Origin of the sequence: Eubacterium limosum (genome assembly GCF_000807675.2) — a bacterium.
Taxonomy (GTDB): domain Bacteria; phylum Bacillota; class Clostridia; order Eubacteriales; family Eubacteriaceae; genus Eubacterium; species Eubacterium limosum.
On record NZ_CP019962.1, the window covers coordinates 365,418 to 385,539 of the forward strand.

At 50.6% G+C, this 20,122-nt stretch carries 23 protein-coding genes; 5 read left to right on the plus strand and 18 right to left on the minus strand.

Annotated features, from left to right (window positions below; translation table 11 throughout):
• The first annotated feature begins 97 nt into the window (after positions 1–97).
• From B2M23_RS01695 to B2M23_RS01705, 3 genes are all read left to right on the plus strand, one after another.
• Complete coding sequence (locus B2M23_RS01695) at positions 98–1,369, plus strand: zinc-binding dehydrogenase (protein ID WP_038351037.1); 1,272 nt, start codon at positions 98–100, stop codon at positions 1,367–1,369.
• Between the two features lie 74 nt (positions 1,370–1,443).
• Positions 1,444–3,315 (plus strand): PTS mannitol transporter subunit IICBA, encoded by a 1,872-nt coding sequence (locus B2M23_RS01700; protein WP_038351038.1) that lies wholly within the window; start codon positions 1,444–1,446, stop codon positions 3,313–3,315.
• 169 nt (positions 3,316–3,484) lie between these two features.
• Entirely contained in the window at positions 3,485–3,961 is a 477-nt protein-coding gene (locus tag B2M23_RS01705) for a flavodoxin (protein WP_013378765.1), read from the plus strand.
• Positions 3,962–4,073: 112 nt separating this feature from the next.
• Here the strand turns inward: B2M23_RS01705 and B2M23_RS01710 are convergent, their stop codons facing one another.
• The 18 genes from B2M23_RS01710 to B2M23_RS01795 form a co-directional block, all read right to left on the minus strand.
• Complete coding sequence (locus B2M23_RS01710; RefSeq protein WP_110060260.1) at positions 4,074–5,858, minus strand: diguanylate cyclase domain-containing protein; 1,785 nt, start codon at positions 5,856–5,858, stop codon at positions 4,074–4,076.
• A gap of 107 nt (positions 5,859–5,965) precedes the next feature.
• Entirely contained in the window at positions 5,966–6,577 is a 612-nt protein-coding gene (locus tag B2M23_RS01715; RefSeq protein ID WP_052237080.1) for a YcbK family protein, read from the minus strand.
• Positions 6,578–6,649: 72 nt separating this feature from the next.
• Positions 6,650–6,880, minus strand: a complete 231-nt coding sequence (locus B2M23_RS01720; protein ID WP_038351040.1) for a DUF2922 domain-containing protein — start codon at positions 6,878–6,880, stop codon at positions 6,650–6,652.
• Positions 6,881–6,929: 49 nt separating this feature from the next.
• Complete coding sequence (locus tag B2M23_RS01725; RefSeq protein WP_013379565.1) at positions 6,930–7,154, minus strand: DUF1659 domain-containing protein; 225 nt, start codon at positions 7,152–7,154, stop codon at positions 6,930–6,932.
• A gap of 141 nt (positions 7,155–7,295) precedes the next feature.
• Complete coding sequence (locus B2M23_RS01730; protein WP_038351041.1) at positions 7,296–7,883, minus strand: RNA polymerase sigma factor; 588 nt, start codon at positions 7,881–7,883, stop codon at positions 7,296–7,298.
• A gap of 8 nt (positions 7,884–7,891) precedes the next feature.
• On the minus strand, positions 7,892–8,092 hold the full coding sequence (locus tag B2M23_RS01735; RefSeq protein ID WP_038351042.1) for a hypothetical protein: 201 nt from the start codon (positions 8,090–8,092) through the stop codon (positions 7,892–7,894).
• Complete coding sequence (locus B2M23_RS01740) at positions 8,089–8,703, minus strand: hypothetical protein (protein ID WP_038351043.1); 615 nt, start codon at positions 8,701–8,703, stop codon at positions 8,089–8,091. The genes B2M23_RS01735 and B2M23_RS01740 overlap by 4 nt, the downstream gene beginning before the upstream one ends.
• Positions 8,700–9,125 carry a hypothetical protein gene (locus tag B2M23_RS01745; RefSeq protein ID WP_038351044.1) on the minus strand — a complete coding sequence of 142 codons (426 nt, stop codon included), beginning with the start codon at positions 9,123–9,125 and terminating at the stop codon, positions 8,700–8,702. The genes B2M23_RS01740 and B2M23_RS01745 overlap by 4 nt, the downstream gene beginning before the upstream one ends.
• On the minus strand, positions 9,122–9,652 hold the full coding sequence (locus tag B2M23_RS01750; protein ID WP_038351045.1) for a hypothetical protein: 531 nt from the start codon (positions 9,650–9,652) through the stop codon (positions 9,122–9,124). Before B2M23_RS01750 ends, B2M23_RS01745 begins: the two co-directional genes overlap by 4 nt.
• A gap of 124 nt (positions 9,653–9,776) precedes the next feature.
• On the minus strand, positions 9,777–10,331 hold the full coding sequence (locus B2M23_RS01755; protein ID WP_038351046.1) for a hypothetical protein: 555 nt from the start codon (positions 10,329–10,331) through the stop codon (positions 9,777–9,779).
• Positions 10,332–10,938: 607 nt separating this feature from the next.
• Positions 10,939–11,277, minus strand: a complete 339-nt coding sequence (locus tag B2M23_RS01760; protein WP_038351047.1) for a helix-turn-helix domain-containing protein — start codon at positions 11,275–11,277, stop codon at positions 10,939–10,941.
• 449 nt (positions 11,278–11,726) lie between these two features.
• Complete coding sequence (locus B2M23_RS01765; RefSeq protein ID WP_052237081.1) at positions 11,727–13,370, minus strand: ABC transporter substrate-binding protein; 1,644 nt, start codon at positions 13,368–13,370, stop codon at positions 11,727–11,729.
• A gap of 30 nt (positions 13,371–13,400) precedes the next feature.
• Positions 13,401–14,087, minus strand: coding sequence for an ABC transporter ATP-binding protein (locus B2M23_RS01770; protein WP_038351048.1), 687 nt, complete (start codon positions 14,085–14,087; stop codon positions 13,401–13,403).
• Positions 14,077–14,988, minus strand: a complete 912-nt coding sequence (locus tag B2M23_RS01775; protein ID WP_038351049.1) for an ABC transporter ATP-binding protein — start codon at positions 14,986–14,988, stop codon at positions 14,077–14,079. Before B2M23_RS01775 ends, B2M23_RS01770 begins: the two co-directional genes overlap by 11 nt.
• Positions 14,985–15,836, minus strand: coding sequence for an ABC transporter permease (locus B2M23_RS01780; protein WP_038351050.1), 852 nt, complete (start codon positions 15,834–15,836; stop codon positions 14,985–14,987). Before B2M23_RS01780 ends, B2M23_RS01775 begins: the two co-directional genes overlap by 4 nt.
• The gene (locus tag B2M23_RS01785) at positions 15,826–16,818 is read right to left on the minus strand and encodes an ABC transporter permease (protein WP_038351051.1); all 993 of its coding nucleotides are present in this window, start codon (positions 16,816–16,818) and stop codon (positions 15,826–15,828) included. The genes B2M23_RS01780 and B2M23_RS01785 overlap by 11 nt, the downstream gene beginning before the upstream one ends.
• Complete coding sequence (locus B2M23_RS01790; protein WP_146209136.1) at positions 16,815–17,696, minus strand: class I SAM-dependent methyltransferase; 882 nt, start codon at positions 17,694–17,696, stop codon at positions 16,815–16,817. Before B2M23_RS01790 ends, B2M23_RS01785 begins: the two co-directional genes overlap by 4 nt.
• A gap of 205 nt (positions 17,697–17,901) precedes the next feature.
• Positions 17,902–18,549 (minus strand): TetR/AcrR family transcriptional regulator, encoded by a 648-nt coding sequence (locus tag B2M23_RS01795; protein ID WP_052237082.1) that lies wholly within the window; start codon positions 18,547–18,549, stop codon positions 17,902–17,904.
• A 210-nt stretch (positions 18,550–18,759) separates the two neighbouring features.
• Between B2M23_RS01795 and B2M23_RS01800 the strand changes: the two genes are divergently transcribed.
• Together B2M23_RS01800 and B2M23_RS21050 are read left to right on the plus strand one after the other, a co-directional pair.
• Positions 18,760–19,917 (plus strand): uroporphyrinogen decarboxylase family protein, encoded by a 1,158-nt coding sequence (locus tag B2M23_RS01800; protein WP_038351053.1) that lies wholly within the window; start codon positions 18,760–18,762, stop codon positions 19,915–19,917.
• A gap of 12 nt (positions 19,918–19,929) precedes the next feature.
• Positions 19,930–20,073, plus strand: coding sequence for a hypothetical protein (locus B2M23_RS21050; RefSeq protein WP_167617725.1), 144 nt, complete (start codon positions 19,930–19,932; stop codon positions 20,071–20,073).
• Positions 20,074–20,122 lie beyond the last annotated feature (49 nt).

The window sequence follows — 20,122 nt, forward strand, 5'->3', positions numbered from 1 at the left end:
GACAACAATAAATCGCAATGTTATACTTTGGATAAGTTGTGAAATAAGTTTATTTTTATAGCGAATTATTGTGATTTTAAAGAAGTGAGGTATAAACATGAAAGCGAAAGCAGTCCGTCTTTACGGAAAAGATGATTTACGGCTGGAGGAATTTGAATTGCCAGAGATCCGGGAGGATGAAATTCTGGTTAAGGTCATGAGCGACAGCATCTGCATGTCGACCTACAAGCTGGTGGACCAGGGCAAGGCCCATAAGCGCTGCCCGCAGAACGTGGACACTAACCCGGTCATCATCGGCCATGAGTTTGCCGGTGTAATTGTAAAGGTTGGTGAAAAATGGAAGGATCAGTTTAAGCCGGGCCAGAAATTCGCGCAGCAGCCAGCCCTGAACTACAAGGGAAAGCTTGATTCTCCGGGCTACTCCTACGAATGGTGCGGCGGCGCCACCACCTACTGCATTATGCCGCACGAGGTCATGGAGCTGGGCTGCCTGATGCCCTATGAGGGAAAAAGCTTTTACAAGGCGTCTCTGGGCGAGCCCATGAGCTGCATTATCGGCGGGTACCACTCAAACTACCACACCAACAAGCGCGACCACAGCCATGCCATGGGCACCAAGGCAGGCGGCAATATTCTCATCATGGGCGGCTGCGGGCCTATGGGGCTGGGCGCAGTGGAATACGGCCTCAACTTTGAGAACAAGCCAAAACGCATTGTGGTGACTGACATCGACGATGCCCGCATCGAACGGGCCAGAGCGGTGATCTCACCGGAAAGCGCAGCGCAGAAGGGCATCGAGCTGGTCTATGTGAATACCGCAGCTCTGGAGGACGCTTACGATGGCCTGATGGCCATCTCGGAGGGACACGGCTACGACGATGTTTTTGTGTACGCGCCGATCCGTCAGGTCGCTGAGCTGGGCGACCGGCTGCTGGCCTTTGACGGCTGCATGAACTTCTTTGCTGGCCCCACCAACAAGGACTTTATGGCCGATATTAACCTGTACAACGTCCATTACACCAGCAGCCACATCATGGGCACCACCGGTGGCGACAACAATGACCTCATCGAGGCCAACGCTCTGGCCGCCAGAGGCGTCATTGACCCGTCGGTGATGGTCACCCACATCGGCGGCATTGACAGCATCGCGGAGGCGACTCTGGGGCTGCCCAAAATTCCGGGCGGCAAAAAGCTCACCTACACTCAGTTTGATATGCCTTTGACGGCCATTGAAGATTTTGCTAAACTGGGGGAAACAGATCCGCTGTTTAAAAAGCTGGCAGACTGCTGCGACGCCCATAACGGATTGTGGAATGACGACGCTGAGGCCATCCTTTTCAGACATTTCGGCATCTGCGCCGAAGCCTGAGCGCACAGAGCCGCTGACATCACCGAGCCGACACCGTTTTTAAATGATTTTGTAAATTTTGAAGGAGAAGTATCATGAAAGAGAAAGTTCAGGTTTTCGGCCGTTTTTTAAGCAGCATGGTTATGCCCAATATCGGCGCCTTTATCGCCTGGGGGCTGATCGCTGCCCTCTTTATCAAAACCGGGTGGCTGCCCAACGAACAGCTTGCACAGCTGGTGGACCCCATGAGCCAGTATCTGCTGCCGCTGCTCATTGCCTACACAGGCGGTAAGCTCACAGGCGGCTCCCGCGGCGGCGTTATGGCTGCCATTGCCACGATGGGTGTCGTTGTCGCCACGGATGTGCCGATGTTTTTAGGCGCCATGATTATGGGGCCCTTTGCCGGCTGGGTCATTAAAAAATTTGACGCCCTGGTCGAAGGGCACATCAAGGCCGGGTTTGAGATGCTGATCAACAATTTCTCGGTTGGCATTCTCGGCGGCATCCTCGCCATTCTGTCCTACTATGTCTTTGCGCCGGCCATGCTGGCTGCCACTGGCGCTATGGCTGCCGGCGTCCAGTTCTTTGTGAACCACAGCATCCTGCCCCTTGCCAGTCTCTTTATCGAACCGGCCAAGGTGCTGTTCCTGAACAACGCCATCAACCACGGTATTCTGACCCCACTCGGTTTACAGCAGGTTCAGGAAGCCGGAAAATCCATCTTTTTTCTCATGGAATCCAACCCGGGTCCTGGTCTTGGTATTCTGCTGGCCTACTGCCTCGCCGGGAAGGGCAGCGCCAGGGATACGGCGCCGGGCGCCATTATCATCCATTTCTTTGGCGGTATCCACGAGATTTATTTTCCCTATGTGCTCATGAACCCCGTCCTGCTTCTGGCGGTCATGGGCGGCGGCGCTGCGGGTGTCTTTACCTTTAACCTGCTGGGCGCTGGCCTGGTCGGCCCGGCCTCACCGGGTTCCATTCTCGCCATTATGGCCATGGTTCCCAAAAGCGGCGGCTACCTGGGCGTGCTGGCCGGTGTGGCCGTGGCAGCGGTCGTCTCCTTTGCCATTGCCCTGCCACTGCTCAAAATCTTTGGCAAAGACGAAAACCTCGAGGACGCCATCGCCAAAAAGGACGCCATGAAAGCCGCCGCCAAGGGCGAGACCGCCCCAGTCCTGAGCCCGGATACCGACGTTTCTGCCATCCGCCACATCGTTTTTGCCTGTGACGCGGGTATGGGCTCCTCAGCCATGGGCGCCACGGTTCTCAGCAAGAAGCTGAATGCGGCCGGCCGAGACGACATCTGCGTAGAGCACGCCTCTGTCTCCGATATTCCGTCCCACGCCCAGATTGTCGTGACCCATCAGGACCTGCGCGAAAGGGCCGCTCACAGTGCCCCTCAGGCAGAGCTTGTGCTGATCACCAACTTCATGAACGCGCCAGAGTACGATGTGCTGGCCGCACGCCTGTCCCAGATTGACACCCCAGCCGACCGCGAAGCGGCCAGCATCTGTCCTGAGACCAAAGCGGCCCATAACGCCTCCGAAATCCTGCCCCTTAACAGCATTCAGACCGGCTGCGCCCCCGATGACAAGGAGGCTGTGATCCGCCGGGCCGGCCAGATGCTTGTGGACAGCGGCTGCGTGGACGCAGACTACATCCCGGCCATGATCAAGCGCGAGGAATCCTTCGCGACCCATATCGGAAACGGTATCGCCATCCCCCACGGCGTTGAGGAGGCAAAGGCTAAAATCAAGCGAACCGGCCTGTCTGTCCAGCTCTTCCCAGACGGCACTCCCTGGGGCGACGTCACTGTGAAGGTCGTGATCGGCATTGCAGGAGCGGGCGATGACCACCTGGACATCTTAGCCAATATCGCCACCAAGCTGGCGGCGCCGGAGGCCGTTGACGCGCTCATGGATAAAACGCCAGAGGAGCTCCAGATATTTTTTACCCAGGCGTAAGGCGCCATCCTGTATGGCGATAGCCAATCGCAGAAATAGGAAGCCTCACAGACCTCTTTGAAAAAATTTTTAATTAACGCTTGACTTAAAGTTAACTTCAAGTTGTATCATTAACTTGAGTCGATTATAAGAAACAAGTCAATCAAAACATACAAGGAGGATTTTTTAAATGAGTAAAGTATTCGTTGCATATTTCAGCGCAAGCGGTGTGACAAAGACTGTGGCCGAAAAACTGGCGCAGGAAATCAAGGCGGATTTGTTTGAGATCCAGCCGGAAACGCCCTACACAAGCGCAGACCTCAACTGGCAGAACGCCAAAAGCCGAAGCTCTGTTGAGATGAACGACAGAAGCAGCCGTCCGGCAATCCGTTCACGGGTGGCAGATATGGGGGCGTATGATGTGGTGTTCGTTGGATTTCCGGTGTGGTGGTACCGTGAGCCCTCCATTATCGACACGTTCATGGAGGACTATGATTTTTCAGGAAAGACAGTCGTTCCCTTTGCTACGTCTGGCGGCAGTCCCATTGGCAGCTCCGGCAAAAATCTGGAGGCTCTGGCCCCAGGCGCAAAAGTCGAAAGCGGAAAACGGTTTGCGGCCAATACGCCCGGCAGCGAGCTTGCCGCCTGGGCCGCGCAGTGGCTGTGATGCCGTTGAGAGTAGCTGGGCTCATGCACTGATAAAGCTCCAAGCCCTTTTCTGTTTTTAGTTTGTTATCCTAAAAAGAACCCTGATTTTTCATCAGGGTTCTTTGCTGTTTTCACATCTTTTTATACTCTGTAATGTCAAAGCAGGTCAGGAGATACGCGTCGTGGTCGCCCCATTTTATGGGCGAGCACCTTACCCTTGTCCACATCTGGTACCTGGGATTATAGACCTCGTCAACATTTCCCCGGAGAGGGCAGCGCTCACAGGGGCTGTCTCTGTGGAAAAAGGCCTCGTAGCAGGCCTGTCCAGGCACCGCGCCTGGGTCCAGCTCCCGGGTTTTATGGTTGATATAGAGCAGCTCGTAATTATCCCTCTGGATGGCGCAGATATAGGCGTCCTGCGTGTCGAGAATGGTGTTAAGCCGGACGGCGAGCTGACGGTCGCGTTCAGCCGCACGCTTTTTCTGCAGGAACACGGTCAGCAGCTGAGAAATCAGCGACAGCATACCGATTTCCTCCTTGGTCCACATCCGGGTGCCGGTGCACTCGTCAAAGCCGACGAAACCGGAAAAGGCGCCGTTATCCTGTATGGCGCACTGCAAAGTGGATCGGATGCCCTGCTCCTCGAACAGTGCGACCTGCTCTGGCACCAGCGAGTAGATGTCCCGGCAGTAAAAAAGGGCGTTTTCCTCAAACAGGGCAGCGTAATTGCCAAAATCCTCATAGGCGTAATGCTGTAAATAGTCTTTCTGCGGCTCGATCCCGGCGTTGCACCACTCATAGGTATTGTCGCAGTATCTTCCGTCCTCGCTGTTCTCAAAGATATAGGCCCGGCTCACGTCAAAACGCTTTCCGACAATTTCCAGAGTGGTCTGAATGGCATTGTCCAGATCCTTTGCATTGTAAAGGATCTGGAACACGTAGGTGGCAAGGTTGTCCATCTCTGCGCCAGCTTCCCGGTTAGAATCGATGGCGGAGCCCAGAGTGGAATAGCCAGTGCCGGCGACGCTGGTCATTGTCTCCTGGTCAAAGAGCTTGTAGTTGTTTTTACCAATGCTTTTGGCCCAGTACAGGGCCCGGTCGGCATTCTGGTACAGAGTCTGGAAGTCCTGGCCGTCCTGGGGGCACAGTGCCACCCCGATGCTGCAGGTTACCTCGATGGGCCTTTTTTCGCTCTGGAATAAATGCTGGAACGTATCCAGAAGCTGCCGCGCCTTTTCCTCTGCCACGCCCTGGGACGTGAGGTCCTTTAAAAAAATGATGAACTCATCCCCGCCGATGCGCCCCACCACATCGGACTGGCGCACCAGCTTTTTCATGCCAATGGCCATTTCTGTCAGAACCGCGTCGCCGAAAAGATGCCCCATATTGTCGTTGACCTGCTTAAAATTATCGGTATCTATGAGAAACAACGCGCTGCTGCCAGGCTCCTGGCTCAGATACGCGCTGATCTTCTGCTGGATGGCCTCGCGGTTATACAGCCCGGTGAGGGCGTCCTGCTCGGCCTTCTGCCGGAGGGTTGCCACCATCTGGCGGTTCTCGTCATTATCCAGCATGACACAGAAGATCTGCTCCTCGCCGTCTTCTCCCACGAACAGGTGGCTGCAGCCGGTGACCCATTTATAACTGCCGTCACCGCAGCGCACGCTGCACTGAAAATTTATCTTTCCGATCAGATCCTGCGCGGCCTCCTGTTCCTGATAAAAGGGGGATCTTTCATGCTCACAGAGCATTTTTGCGAACTGGTTCTGTACTTTCTCCATGAGGGCCTCCCTGGAATACCCAAACATATCGAGAAAGCACTGGTTTACCGCCAGGATCTCATAGCTCTCATTATTTTTACACTGGAGTACCGCGCCAGGTACTTTATCCAGCAATGCTTCATTTCTCGTATTCATTTCCTCTCCATCTATCGGCAGAGCCATTGTTTTCTGTCACGCTATGCCTGGCCATGATCATATTATATCATAATTGCGTCATCCATGACATCCTTTTTAAAGAATGATTATACTTTCTGACTCCAGATTTCTACATGGTCGAACTGCTGGTCCGGGTACTCGATGACCCCAAGCCCCAGTTCTCTGGCCGCCCGAGCCACCTCGTCATAAGGCACCCCCGGGCAGTACAAATCGGCCGCGTGGCCGGACAGATGCCAGGAGTTTGGGATGCCGCCCACCTCAGCGTTGCGTCTTTCACAGCGAACACCGGAGGTGATGATGATGGGCTGGTCAAAATAACACCGAAGCGTCTCCACCTTTTCCAGCAGCTCCGGGTCCATGGCCGCGGGCCAGCCGTCACAGTAGCCCGCGCAGTCGCAGGCGTACTCGTCCATGAGGAAGTGGGCCGAGGCCCAGGGGCCGTTGGTGAGGATGGGGTCCTCAGGCAGCGGGTGGTCGATGACGGCCCCGTCGGGTGGGGGTTCGGGCTCCGGCGGTAATGGTGGCTCTGGTTCTGGTACGCTGGTCTCTGGCGCGCGCTCCTGCTGAGGTGCCGGGGGCGATGGCTGGGGAACTGACGCCTCTGACCCTGTCTGAAAACTTTTAAAAAACACACCACTGGTCACAATGACTACCATGGCTATTAATAAGATAAAAATACCTTTGTGCACACTTTTCATGGAATCTCCTTTCTGTATCAACGGTTAAGCTTCCACTTAAAAAAGGGCTTTCGCCCTTTTCTACCGCTTCTCTTACTCCACTGCCACGTCGGTCTTGGTGGTGTCTACCCGCACTGCGCCCACGACCTTGGCGAGGGCAAAACCGTCGGGCTCAAAGGCGCCCTGGTCCACGATGGCCTGGGCCCCGGTTTTGATCTCGGCGTCGGTAATGCCGTCCTTGTAATCTGGGATGGTGATTTTATGATCCTTCCCGTCTGCGCGCTGAAAGGTGATGGTTAAATCTTTGCTGGTTGTTGCTGCCATGTTTTGTTTCCTCCTGGTTTTTTAATTTGTGCTCTGGGTTCCAATCCTGTTAAGCCACTTCGATCATCTCTTCGGCCGTCACTTTCACCTGCTTTTCCCGGATGGGCTCCTGCATGCCGGTGATGGCTTTGGCGGTGGCCACAAAGGCGTCGTCGGTCACGCCCTCTTTAACGTCGCCGTAGGTCTTGGAGGACTTGACGATCTTTCCTCCCACTTCGCCATGATTGACGGTAATCTTCATTCCTACCGATTCCACTGTTTTTTCAATTGCCATGTGCTTACCTCCTGTTTTTGGTTTCGGCGTTTTGCCTTACACTCTTACAATGGAAAAAAGGGTGGAAATTTTACAGTTATTTCAAAAAAAATAAAAACAACCAAATTTGCTGCTTTGGTTGTTTTTATTGAAAGATTATTCTTATTGCAGGCGGTACTTATTTTTTCTCAGGGCTTCTATTCCCCGATGCACGTGTACGCCGGCCAGGCAAGGACTAATGTCCAGTATCTGGGCGATTTCATTCAGGCTTTTTTCCTCAAAGTAGCGCAGCCGGATAACGTCTGCTCTTTCTGCTCTTATTTCTGCGAGCATCTGCTCAAGCACTGCGTTTTTTTCCTGTCTGACCATTTCTTTTTCTGGCGATGGCCCAGCATCTGGATATTGTTCCAGGCTGTTTTCCCCATCCTCCCCACCGCCTGTGACGGCGCGCTCGTTTTCCTGTTGTTTTTTGATGGCTTTGGCCGCATTGACAAAATGATGGAACAGGCGGTTTTTCAGATAAAAGGGGAAGACGACGCCTAAATCCGGGTCGTAGGCCTGTACGGCCTCCAGCACGACCAGGGCGCCGTCCTGCAGGGCGTCCTCATAGGCGTCTGTGTCGTAGATGTATTTTTGTATAACGGACAGGATCAGGGGCTTAAAGGTGTTGATCAGCTGCTCTTTAGCTGCTTTGTCATTGTTTTTTGCTTCCTGGACCCAGGTGTCGATCAACGCGTATTTTTCTTTCAATAAGCCTCCTATGCGTCCTCATAGACGTCTGTAATCTCAAGCACAAGGCCGGGAAACCGGTCTTCGACGGCGGCGCTGAGCTCGTTAAAGGCATCCTCGGCCTCCTCGGCGCTGCGGGCGTAAAAGCCGGCCTGCATCCGGCACTCGGCCTCGACCAGGTAGCTTCTTCTCCGTCTTACCACACCGGGGCCAATCCCGTATCGGTTCATGTTTTTTCTCCTTTCTGTTTTTCTTCTCTCGCGGCCCAGATGGCGTTAAAGGCAGCCACGTCGTCTCCGGGGTACTGTGCCCGGATGGCGGCTTTTTCTTCCTCGGTGATCTGGGGCAGCAGATTGAACTGGGGCATAAACGGCGCATCCTCCTGATTAGAATACAATCGAGAAGCATGTTTATTATTTACAGGATTTATTAACGGTGCGCCTGTGCGTGCGCTCTGTGTGCGGGGCTGCGTCCAGACCTGTGTGCGCTTGCCGCTCTCTGGGCGGGTTATCCACAGGGTGGAAAGCTCCGTGTCAAAGGGAATGAGTTCGTACTCACCGGCTTTGTTTCCACCGTGCGGGTGATAGTGCAGGCGTCCGTGACGTACCAGGTGCGCCCTTGCGCGCGCCACCTGGAAGCGGTTTTCAAGCGCCAGGGCGGCGCACACCCGGGCATTGGCAATCTTAAACCGGATGGGCCAGTACCACAGACCATCACCGGCCTGGATGGCGGCTTTGTTATTGGTGTACATGAGCAGGTGCCAATAGGCCTGGAGCAGCGGGCTCAGGGGGTGCGTCTCCAGCCATTTGTAAAAGGCCAGCAGCTCGGTCAGGTAGTTCATCGGGTTGAAAAGAGCAGGTGCGCGGTGCCGCAGCCCTGGCTTTTTCGCAGCTGCATGATCATCAAGCCGTCCAGGAAAAAGTGCCAGTCCTTTGCCTCGTCCGGGGTGAGCTTTCCGCTGTCGCGGGCGTACTGCAGCAGGTCGCACATGCCGCCGATGTCCACAAACTCCATGACCTCCAACCGCATCGGGTCGTCTCTGGAGGGAAAATGGCGGCGCCATACACCCACACGCCGGTTGTTCCGCAGCTTATCGAGGAAGCCGTCCTCATCGTCCAGGCCCAGCAGGACGGCCAGGTCCTCCATATGCCAGGCCAGGGAGCGGCCGCCCACGATCATGGCGCGCAGGGGCTCATGGCTTTTGCCAAAAATATAGGCGGTATGGCAGTAGCAGGTTTCAAGGTTCAGGATATCGTGACTCACAGGCGCACCGCCTTGGGATCCATGCCATGCTCCTCGAAGAGCATTTTGGCGAACAGGAGCTGGCCAAAGAGCGTGATCCTAATCCTGTCCTCATCAAGCATGATGATTTCGTCCAGTGCTTTTTGGGTCGGCACCTGGGTAAGCTTCCGGTTTTTCTGGTAACGGATATAGCCCTTTTTCCGCAGCCAGGCATAAAACTCGTACAGGCCGATGTCCAGCCCCTGAGCCTGAAGCTTTTTGACGAGGTGCTCCACACTGCATTCCAGCTCCTCCTCCATCAGCCGGTTCTCTGGCGGGGGCGTCGGCTCTGTCTCCCTCAGATAGATCCGGGCCTTTTTTTCATAGTCCTGCCGCAGGGCGTCCAGCTGCTTTTCCAGAAAGCACAGCTCAATGCGTTTGTCAATGGCGGGCAGGGTCTCGAAGCTGCCTAAAATACGGTCCTCCTGTTTCAGGGCGCACGAACCACACCATGGCTTGAATGCTTTTTTGTCCGTTTCGGTTTTTGGGGTTGTCTGTTTACGATTCATTGTAAACCTCCTGTAAAATTGGAATGATTTTGTCTTACAGGTAACAGGATACAATAATATTTCAACTTTTACAAAACGAAAAAGTTCCGATTGATGGTTATTATTTTAACAATATAACTTTTTTCTATTCCTTGAGCATTTTTCCTTCAAACCACAGACGAAGGCGCCTACGCCAGCGGTAGACGGTGTTGTTTTCGCCGTAAAAGTCCAGGGTGTCCCATGGCCGGTTCTGTTTTCGCCGCAGCCTGCCCGTATGCATTAGCTCATCGTTTTCAAACAAATGCGCGAGCACACTCACTACCACCGTTAAGGCGCAGCGCACCCAGCTCAGGACGCTGGGCGGAAATACCCGCTGGTTTTTTTCGCAGGCCTCACACTGGCGGCTGCACAGCCACAGAAGGATCAGCTTTCCGCCCTCTACCTCCACAGGTCTGGGACGCCCGTTAACAATATGGAGCCGGCCTCTGCGGCGGATGGCTCTGAGCTTTTTGGGCCTGAGCGCGCCGCCGCAGTGCTTACAGGTTGTAATTGCCGCCTGTCCCTGAAAAATATATTCGCCGATGAGCTCCCGCCCCTCCTTGTCTTCATAGCCGGTGTTTACAGGCTCATAATCCTCGGGGTGGGTCTGAATGTTCTTGAGCAGTGAAAGGTGTTCGATCCAGTCTCTTGGTATTTTCATTTTCGCGCCTCTTTCTTAAACAAAAAACCCTGAAGGCCGCATACGCGTGTACGTATACGGCCTTCAGGGTTTTGATGGGTGACAGCCATTGTCCCATTTTCCATTTTTAATATTATAATGTCTGCTTAATTTTAGTGCTTGTTCTCATTATAGACGATATCTTACTAAAGTACAAGGAGAAATATGAAACTGCTCGACGGGCATAAAAAAACGCCCCCGGTTTAGGAAACCGGAGGCGCTTGAAAGGAAAAGTATTGGGGGGAGATTAGGTATTTCGCTTAATCTAAGTAAGAGGTATGTGTGTTCAGAAGTATTTATACCCCTGGTATGATCCTTTAATCATCCCGCTTTTTTTCTTTATTTTTTACACCTTCCTTTAAGGATTTTTGCATATGGCGCACTGGTATGGTATACTTGAGCTGTAATCTGATATCTAACGTTTTTCTCAGGGCACGATACTACCCCTATCTTTTTTGTAGATCGCAGCCATCTGAGACAAACCTGTTAGATTATACTTGAATGTCCAGCGTTGGCTGGTCTTTTTTTATGCGCAAAATAAAAACGGCCTTAAGCGCTTCTGCTCAATGCCGTTTGTCAACGAATTTTTCTACTCCACCGGGTCGTGGCTGAGTAAAAACAGTGTCAGAATTTCTTCCGCGTATTTTCCTTTTTGGGCCGGACAGCGCTCTAAAAGCTCCAGTATGGCTGAATATTTGGTCCCCATGTATTCTCTGGGGCCAAAAAGTATGGCGTCGGCGGACATTTTTAATACGTCGCAGAAGCGGTTCAGGCTCTTTAGGGAAAAGCCTTTTGTCCCGAGCTCGATATCGGCAAGAAAGGTGGGGGTGATGCTGACCTTTCTTGCCAGCTCGTCGCGGGACATGTTTAGAAATGTTCGCTGTTTGCGGATTCTGAGGCCAATGGCCTTGTAGTCGAGTGGCTGCATGTGTTTTCCCTCTCTATCTATTGTTTTCTGGAATCCGCTGTGACAGAAGGCCGCGCGCGTCCGGCCTTCTTCTGGGTCACAGCTTCCAGAAAAACAAAAAACTGTGTATGGCTTTATCCATACACAGTTTATCTCTTAAAGTCAATGGCCGATACTCGCTGTGGGCCTTGTAATTTGGGTACAAATGGCCTATAATAAGTATGCGGTACTTTCCTTTGGGGAGTTGTGTATGGTGCTCGTTCACCACTACGCAAGCCGGCCCGTGTTGGTAGCACGGCGCCGGATGCCGCTTTTTGTTTTTCTTAAAACCTATTATATCGCTTAATGGTGTTTTTTGCAATGTTATATTGGTATATTATTTCAACCTGGTTCTTTTGAGGGCTGGTGCTTATAGGAAAAAACTGCATTAAACCGGAAGGTCTAATGCAGTTTTTTTCGGGCTTGGCGTATTATTTTGCGACGGCCTTATACCAGGTCTCGCCGTTGATCACTCCGCGTGATGGGTAGTTTACCCAGCCGGTGATCTTATCGGTGCGGTAAGGGAAGTAGGTTTTCATGATGGCCAGGGCAATACCTGGGGCTTCTTCGGAATTCATTTTCTGGATATCCTTGAAGGCTGCGCTGTATTCGTCGTAGTTTTTGGATTTCATCATTCCTGAATAGGCGTCCAGATAGGCTGGAGCGGCGTAGGTTCCAAAATGCTGGTTGCTGGTCATGGTAATATCGGCGATGTAGCTGGCAATGCCTGTCCAGTTTGCAATGCCGACGGTGGTCATGCCCAGATAGATTTCATAAGCGCTGTTGGTTCTCAGCTGTTTGGTATAGTCGGGGTTTGAAATGGTCTGCTCGTCAACGGATACCTGTATTCCTGCTTCTGCCAGATTGGTCTGGATCATCTCTGCGATACGCTTATAGATTTCGGTTGATCCCTGAAGGGCGATTTTTACGTTCATGGGGCTGCCGTCTGGAAGCTCGCGCATGCCGTCGCCATCTTTATCGACAAAGCCTGCCTGGTCCAGCAGTTCGGCCGCTTTTTTGAGATCCCGTTTGTTTTCCGGAAGGCTGCTGTCATAGCCCAGGCACGCCGGAGATACAGCGCCTTCATTGGCGACCTGTCCGTGTCCGCCGCCAATGGACTGCGCAAGAAGCTCGTAATCCAGGGCACAGCGCACGGCTTTTCTGAAATTGAGGTCGTTTGTCGGGTATTGGTTGAACCCAAAAACAATCTGATAGGTGGCGGAATTCAGGCTTTCTCCCGGGTCTATATTGGGGTCGCTTTCGATGGTTGGCAGCAGTGTGGTATCTAATGAGGATGAGTAGCCGTACATGACGTCGATCTCTCCGGACTGCATTGCCATGATCAGGGAGGACTGGTTGTCAAAGCTCTTCAGCTCGACTTTATCTACGGTGATCTCTCCCAACGGATAGTCGCTTACTGCTTCATAGTAGGATGTCTGGGCGTCCTCGTCGGCTGAAACGAATTTATAGGGTCCGCAGCCGACTGCGGCGTTGGGTTCTGTATACTTTTTGGACTCTGTGACGTTTTCCCAGATGTGTTTTGGTAAAATGTAGTAGGACAGGGTTGCTTCGTTCATGAACGCAAAGGCTTCGTCCTCGTCAAAATTCAGGCGGATGCTGGTATCGTCGATCTGGTCGACGGAGGTGATCTTTAGGAACCAGGTCATGTTCTGCTGCTTGTAGTAGTCGAAGGTGAACAGCACATCTTCGATGGTCACTGGCTCGCCGTCATGCCATTTTAGGCTTCCCAAGGGGTCGAAATGGAGGGTAACCTGCCTGTTATCATCGCTGATCTCCCATTTTTTGAAAAAACACCCGTCTCCGGTCAGCTTTCCTTCCTCATCAAAACGCCATAAATTCAGCTGTGAGAAGGAATGGTAGTTGAGGCGGCCATAGGCGCTCTCGCTGTTCATGGCGCTGTAGCCATCGTTTTTGTAGGTTGTCCCGATACGCAGCACCTCTACGTGTCCTGACCCGTTCCCCTGCTGCTCCCCGCTGGCATTTCCACAGCCCGAAAGAGGCAGCACCACCATCACGGCTGCTAAACAGGCCGCAATCACTCTTTTAATTTTCATTTCTTTTTTACTCCTTTGTAAATGGTTATTTTAAACAACAGCCGAATTGAGCTGTTTGTCTTCAACAATGACGCCCTCTTCAATGGTATAAATCTTGTCTGACACATAACGGCAGAGGGCTACGTCATGGGTAATAAAAAGATAGGACAGCTTTCTTTTTTTCTGCAGCGCGAGCAGCATCCGCATGACCTGCGCCTGTGAAATCACATCCAGCATGGACGTGGGCTCATCCAGTATTAAGATGTCGGGCTCTGGCAAAAGCGCTCTTGCAATGGCAAGGCGCTGGAGCTCACCTCCTGAAAGCTGTGCCGGTACCCGCTTCAGCTGCTCTGGATAAATACCAAATTGCCCAGCCATTTCGCGCCGCGCTTCTGTGTTGTACGCTTTGCCGCAGAGCTTATAAACTTCCTCCATGCTTTTATCCAGTGAAATTCTGGGATTAAAGGACACTTCTGGGTGCTGGAAAATCATCTGGATACGCTTCCGTTTTTTTTCCCTGGCGGGCAGGGCCTGAAAGGGCTCATTGTTATAGAGCACTTTCCCCTGCACTGGGCGGAGCAGCCCGGCGGCGATCTGTCCCAATGTTGATTTTCCGCTTCCACTTGTTCCTAAAAGACCCACAATCTGGCTGTCTTCCAATGTGATTGAAACATCTTTTAAGACAAAATCCTCCTGCTGAGGATAGCGGTGTGATACACGGTCAATTTTAAGCCCCATAGAGATGACACCTCACATTATGCTGCTCTACTCTGGTCATCTCCGGCGTTTCCAGGCATTTTCCGCTGGCCTGTGGACACCGGTGCGCAAAGGTACAGGCAAAGCGTTTATTGATGGAGGGCGCATAGCCGCCCGGACAATTCAGGCCGTTTTCTGGCAGCGCTTCCAGCAGCATTTTGCTGTAGGGATGCTTTGGCTCTTTAAAAAATGTTTTGGCGGGCGCCACCTCAACGGTTTTTCCGCCATACATGACACAGACGGTATCTGCAACCCTGCTGGCAAAACGGATATCATGGCTGACGCACAGCAATGTGCGATCCTCCAGCGCCAGCAAAAGCTTTTCTACCTCTGCGATTCTTTTTTCATCCAGACCCTTTGTGGGCTCATCTGCCAAAAGGATTTTCGCGCCTCCTGCTGCGCCCATTGCCATGAGGGCGCGCTGGCGCATGCCGCCGCTCAGGGTATGGGGGTATGCCTTTGCCAGTTTGTCGGCTGGCGTCAGGCCCAGCCTCTCCATCCACGCTTTTGCCTTTTGAAGGGCTTCGCCTTTTTTGAGGCCGCTGTGCTCAACGAGGGGTTCGGATACCTGTTCCCCAACAGTCATCAGCGGATTCATCCCGTTTCCGCTTCCCTGCGGAATATAGCCGATGACCTTTCCTCTTATTTTACGCAGCTCACGCTCTCTGAGGCCCAGCATCTCGGCGCCGCCGATTTTTATGCTTCCCCGAACTGCAGCGTCACTTGGCAAAATGCCTAATATAGCCGCCAGCGTCACGCTTTTGCCGCTGCCGGATTCGCCCAGAATAATGGTGCGTCCTCCCTCTGGCACGGTAAGGCTCATCTCCTCCACTACCGGCGGCTGTCTGTTAAATTGTATGGTCAAATTTTTGATCTCAATCATTGTATTACCTGATATTCCTCACGTTTTCCAGGGCTCTTGGTTCCCAGCCCATAATAGCCGATCAGCACAAAGGCAAAGATGCAGAGGCTAATGCAGATGATTGGCGGCACGTACCACCAGGTGTAGCCCGCCACGACACCATTTTTATGAAAGGCATAGTATAAAATGGAGCCCCAGCTTTTCTGGTTATAGACACCGAGCCCCAAAAAGCTCAGGCTCGCCTCGGTTACCATTGAGGTCGCTACTGCCAGGGTTGCCCGCATCAGGACAATGTCACTCATATTGGGTAAAATGTGCCGCAGCATAATGACGCTGGATTTCTGTCCCATCATCTCCTCGACCCGGACAAAGGGGAGCTGGCGGACTTCCAGCACCTTTGCCCGGACAAGGCGGGCTGTGGTCGGCCACGCGGTCACGCAGATCGCGATCACAATGTTCCACATGCTCGGCTCCATAAACGCTACAAATACGATGGCAAAGGGCAGCTGCGGGATGGTCATCCCCACGGCTGTCAGGGACTGCAAGGCCTGATCCAGCCGGCCGCCAAAATAACCGCCTGCCAGACCGATGCCTGTGCCGATAATAATAATACATGCTGCCGCGGTGATTCCTGTCAGCAGGGTGGTCCGGGTGCCGAGAATGAGCTCGCTGAGAATATCCTGCCCGATATCATTCGTTCCAAGCAGATGCTCTGAGGATGGTCTCTGAAAGGGCGCTGTGAGGGCTTCCATCCCATAGGGCATAAGCTGTTCTGCAAAAACAGCGACAAAGACAAAGAAAACCAGAATCGCCGTCCCGATCCAGACACAAAGGTGCACTTCTTTCAAGGCCTGTTTTTTAAGCTTCATGAATGACCGCACCGTCCTTTATTCTCGGATCAAATTTCCACGCGAGAATGTCTGCAATAAATTGAAAAAAGATGACGCAGACCGCAATGAGCAGGAAACACAGCTGAACGGTTGGATAGTCATGCTGGATAACGCCGTCGTAGATGAGGGTTCCCAGGCCTTTCCATGAAAAAACAACTTCGATCAGCATTGAGCCTGAGAGCATATAGCCAAACTGCATACACAGCAGTGTCACATAGGGGACGGCCACGTTGCGCAGCACATGCCTGAACAGCACCTTGTGCCGGGGCAGCCCCTTAGCCTCGGCGGTGATGATGTACTCTTCATCCCGAATCTGCGAGACAAAGCTTTTCATCATCAGAAAATTGGTCGATGTTTTAAACAGGGCTAACACGCTGACTGGAAGCACCATATGGTAGAGGGTATCCGCAAATTTCGCCCACCCTGTCAACCCGCCTGAAGCCATTCCGCCAACGGGAAACCAATGCAGATTAAAGGCAAAGATCACCAGAACGATGAGGGCCAGACAGTTGGCCGGTATTGTCTCGAACAGCAGAAAAACAAAGGTCAGCGCTGAATCTGCCCGTCCGCCTTTATGGTACCCTGCAAAAATGCCTAAGGCGCCGCCCACAAAGGCGGACAGGATAATAGCGGTCACCGACAGAACCAGGGTCCAGCGCAATCGGAACAACACCACCTGAACCACATTCTGGCCGCTGATATAGGATTTTCCAAATTGGAGGGTGACGGTATTCCACAGGAAGCGGATATACTGCTCAAAGAGAGAGCCATCCAAAGCGTACTGAGCTCTCACTTTATCCAGAATCTCTGGGTAATTGTAATAGAGTGTAAAATACTCTTCTTCCCCCAGTATGTGCAGCAGCGGATCTCCAGGTATCAGATGGACTAATAAAAAGTTCAGGCTGACTGCGACCAGAATTAACGCAAGGGCGCGGAGCAGATAATAAAGCACTTTTCTCATACGGTCATCTCCAGCGCTGTCTCTTCTTGTTTTAGCGAGCAGACTAAAACGCCCATAACGGTTTTACCCTCGTTGATAAAACATCCCTCCTGTAAAGCGTCTTTTACATAATCACGGATCGCCTCACGCCAGTTTTTAACGGTGATCCCTGCTTCCACAGTCTCATAATGGCGGATCAGTCGGTCTACTGCCAGAGCTTCCTCCTCCGCACAGCGCCACTGGCATTGTACTGGCAGCACAACGGGCCTGTAGCCCATCGCTTTTAAAAGCTGACAGGGGTACTTCACGTGGTTGCTGCCGCTGTGGGTCAGGGTGTGTCCGAGCAAGATTTCGTCTAAGGATTTACAGCTCCCGTTGTCTTTCTTTTTGGCGGGCGTGTCACAAATGCCAACATACACCACCAGATCCCTGCTGAGACTCAGCATTTTTAAAAAGGGTTCTGGATGATAAAGGCCCGGATTCATACTGCCGATTACCAGATCATAGGCCCGCGCTTCAAACGGCAGCCGGTTAAAATCACCAGTCTGTACCTTCACATTAACGCCTTTTTCCTGCGCTTTCTGGCAGATAATGCGGTTCATCTCCGGCGAGCAGTCCAAGGCCGTCACTGCCGCGCCACACGCCGCGAGGGGCAGCGCGAAAGCGCCTGTCCCGCTGCCGATATCCAGTATCTGTTTTTTCGATCCATTCCAAAAGCCCTGACGCTTTAAATACCCGAGCAGGACCTCTACCCGCTCGTTACTGCTGCCCATACCCGCATCATAATAGTCCGCCGAGGCATCCCAGCATTTACGCTCCTCCGGAAAGGTTTCCCGGTACAGAGATTTTTCCGCTGCGTCCCTCCAGCATTTCACCCAAAATTCTTCTCTTCGATTCACTAAACTCTACCTTTACTTTTTTATCGCACAACAAAAAAAGCTCAAAAGCCATGATTACAATCAAATCAACAGCCTTCAAGCTTTAATATTTTTTATTCACTTTTAAAATTTTTCTGTACGTTTATAGGATATAGTATAGCAGAGATAAAAGGTTTTCACAAGCTTTTTTTGTGTTTTTACGCCGCCACCTAAAACAGAAAACACTTTAACATGGGATAAACTCATCCACGATTTTTTCCAGAACATCAAAATCAACTTTATTCGCGTTAATAAAAGATTGCACCAGAACATCTTCAATTTTTTCTTTCTGAACCCCCATATACAGCAGCGGTGTTTTTATAATAAGATCAACCGCTTCTTCAAAGCTTATTGCATTTGTATTTTTTATCAACGCTTCAACAAAGCGGAACTCCACCGCTGAAGCGATGGAAAAATAGGTGTCTAATTCTTTATCCGATATTTCCAGATCAAAAGCTTCTAAATACAAATGATAATTTTGAATCGCATAGGGTCTTACATATTCCTGAACGATATTTTCCTTTGTAAAATCGTAATACATCGTAAATAGTTTTTTATTCCAGTAAAATATTTTATAGTGCAGTCTCAAATAGGTGCCTGTAAAATAGACATCTCTCATCGGTATACACTTTGTTAGCTTTTGTCTTAATTCCTGGTAAATATTTCCATAGACAGCAAAGGCAATGTCCTTCTTGCTCTTAAAATAATAGTATATATTCGGATGATGTATATTTAAAGCATTGGCGATCTGGCGAATTGATGTGTTATTGTAGCCATTTTGGTAAAATAATTTTTTTGAACACTGGAGTATCTCGTCCCGTAAATTAGAATCCATCTATCTTCTCCTTACTGCTAAAGCTATTAATCTGTAGTAACTATAACACAAAATTAAAAATAATACTTGCTTTTTTTGTAAAACCCCTGTATAATTCAGTTAACAGATTTTACCGCGGTAAAATAACATCTGTATTTTTTTAGCAGCTGTTTTTACCGCGGTAAAATAATACCGTATTTTTTACCGCGGTAAAAACAAAAGGAGGTCTATATGGACAAACAAGAATTATTTGATGAAAGAGTGCACCTGTATAAAGATACTCTAAATCACCGCCCTGTCAAAAGGGTTGCTTCCTATCTCATGCTTGATGCTCTCTACGCCGTTCAATTTCAGGGAAAATCTTTAAAGGAAGCAACCTATAATCCTGAGCTGCTGCTAAACTGTACTTCCGAAATGCTTGAAACGGTCATTTGTGATGGCGTTGGCAATATTTATACCAAAGGCGGCATGTTCTATCGCATGACGGAATCCAAAAATTTTGTTCAAAGTCAGGAAGGTTTTTTGCAGCATCCGGAAATCTATACTTTAGAAAGTAATGAACTGACCGATTTGATTAACGATCCGTTTAAAACTATCGCTGAAAAGGTTTTACCTCGTTCACTCGGTAAAATGGATGAAGGTTTCCCAATGAATATGTATACAATGCTTAAAGCTTATGCCGCCAATTCCAGTTATTTGGGCAAGCTGGGCGCTGGAAAGATGCTGGTTGGTAAAAATGCTGGTGTCCCGCTAATTTATACAAATCTTACAAAAGCGCCTCTGGATTATCTCGGGAGTTCGGTTCGTGGCTTAGTTGGTCTTTTTAAGGACCTTCGGCGTGAAAAGGAAGCCATTCTCGAAACCTGCGACGCCTTGTTGCCACTATTAACCGCAACTGGTGAATTAAGTTTCCGCTCGCCAGATCGAAGCTTTCCGTTTATTTTTATGCCAACATTGGTTCCTCATTTCCTGAAAACAAAAGATTTTGAGACTTTTTATTTTCCAACTTTTAAAAAGCTGGTTGAAGACTTAACGGATAAGGGATTTAACCTTGTCATTCAATTCGAGGGGAATTGGGAAAGATTTTATCATTGTCTCCAGGAGCTTCCCAAAAACAAAATTTTTGGCATCTTTGAGTTTGGTAACCCGAAAGTGGCGAAGGAAATGCTCGGCGATACTATGGTCGTATCTGGATTCTATCCCTTAACATTACTCGGAATGGGCGAGCCCGAAGCATGTGTAAATAAAGCAAAAGAGATCATTGATATTCTTGCCCCAGGCGGCGGTTATATCTTTACCACTGATAAACAAATCACCAACATAAAGGATGCTAAACCTGAAAATTTGAAAGCAGTTTATCAATTAATTCAAGATTATGGAATTTACTAAAAGGAGCGTATTATGATACCTACAAATTATTTTGAATGCTGGGAAGATTATAAAAAAAGTCATACAACACAACAGGAAGATGATGAAATTATCGGAAAAGAATGGGATGCACTTAATCAAGAAATGTTTTTATTTATCATGCTAAATACTTTTTAATCTGATTTTAATTTATAAGACATCTATCATTTTATATAGATGTAAAAAG

Coding starts and splice junctions, on each gene's coding strand:
- B2M23_RS01785 (WP_038351051.1), bottom strand. CDS start 16,818: ATGAGAAAAGTGCTTTATTATCTGCTCCGCGCCCTTGCGTTAATTCTG.
- B2M23_RS01765 (WP_052237081.1), bottom strand. CDS start 13,370: ATGAAAATTAAAAGAGTGATTGCGGCCTGTTTAGCAGCCGTGATGGTG.
- B2M23_RS01780 (WP_038351050.1), bottom strand. CDS start 15,836: ATGAAGCTTAAAAAACAGGCCTTGAAAGAAGTGCACCTTTGTGTCTGG.
- B2M23_RS01725 (WP_013379565.1), bottom strand. CDS start 7,154: ATGGCAATTGAAAAAACAGTGGAATCGGTAGGAATGAAGATTACCGTC.
- B2M23_RS01800 (WP_038351053.1), top strand. CDS start 18,760: ATGGACAAACAAGAATTATTTGATGAAAGAGTGCACCTGTATAAAGAT.
- B2M23_RS01770 (WP_038351048.1), bottom strand. CDS start 14,087: ATGGGGCTTAAAATTGACCGTGTATCACACCGCTATCCTCAGCAGGAG.
- B2M23_RS01715 (WP_052237080.1), bottom strand. CDS start 6,577: ATGAAAAGTGTGCACAAAGGTATTTTTATCTTATTAATAGCCATGGTA.
- B2M23_RS01710 (WP_110060260.1), bottom strand. CDS start 5,858: ATGAATACGAGAAATGAAGCATTGCTGGATAAAGTACCTGGCGCGGTA.
- B2M23_RS01705 (WP_013378765.1), top strand. CDS start 3,485: ATGAGTAAAGTATTCGTTGCATATTTCAGCGCAAGCGGTGTGACAAAG.
- B2M23_RS01760 (WP_038351047.1), bottom strand. CDS start 11,277: ATGCAGCCACTCGACTACAAGGCCATTGGCCTCAGAATCCGCAAACAG.
- B2M23_RS01720 (WP_038351040.1), bottom strand. CDS start 6,880: ATGGCAGCAACAACCAGCAAAGATTTAACCATCACCTTTCAGCGCGCA.
- B2M23_RS01755 (WP_038351046.1), bottom strand. CDS start 10,331: ATGAAAATACCAAGAGACTGGATCGAACACCTTTCACTGCTCAAGAAC.
- B2M23_RS01700 (WP_038351038.1), top strand. CDS start 1,444: ATGAAAGAGAAAGTTCAGGTTTTCGGCCGTTTTTTAAGCAGCATGGTT.
- B2M23_RS01735 (WP_038351042.1), bottom strand. CDS start 8,092: ATGAACCGATACGGGATTGGCCCCGGTGTGGTAAGACGGAGAAGAAGC.
- B2M23_RS01795 (WP_052237082.1), bottom strand. CDS start 18,549: ATGGATTCTAATTTACGGGACGAGATACTCCAGTGTTCAAAAAAATTA.
- B2M23_RS01740 (WP_038351043.1), bottom strand. CDS start 8,703: ATGAACTACCTGACCGAGCTGCTGGCCTTTTACAAATGGCTGGAGACG.
- B2M23_RS21050 (WP_167617725.1), top strand. CDS start 19,930: ATGATACCTACAAATTATTTTGAATGCTGGGAAGATTATAAAAAAAGT.
- B2M23_RS01695 (WP_038351037.1), top strand. CDS start 98: ATGAAAGCGAAAGCAGTCCGTCTTTACGGAAAAGATGATTTACGGCTG.
- B2M23_RS01750 (WP_038351045.1), bottom strand. CDS start 9,652: ATGAATCGTAAACAGACAACCCCAAAAACCGAAACGGACAAAAAAGCA.
- B2M23_RS01775 (WP_038351049.1), bottom strand. CDS start 14,988: ATGATTGAGATCAAAAATTTGACCATACAATTTAACAGACAGCCGCCG.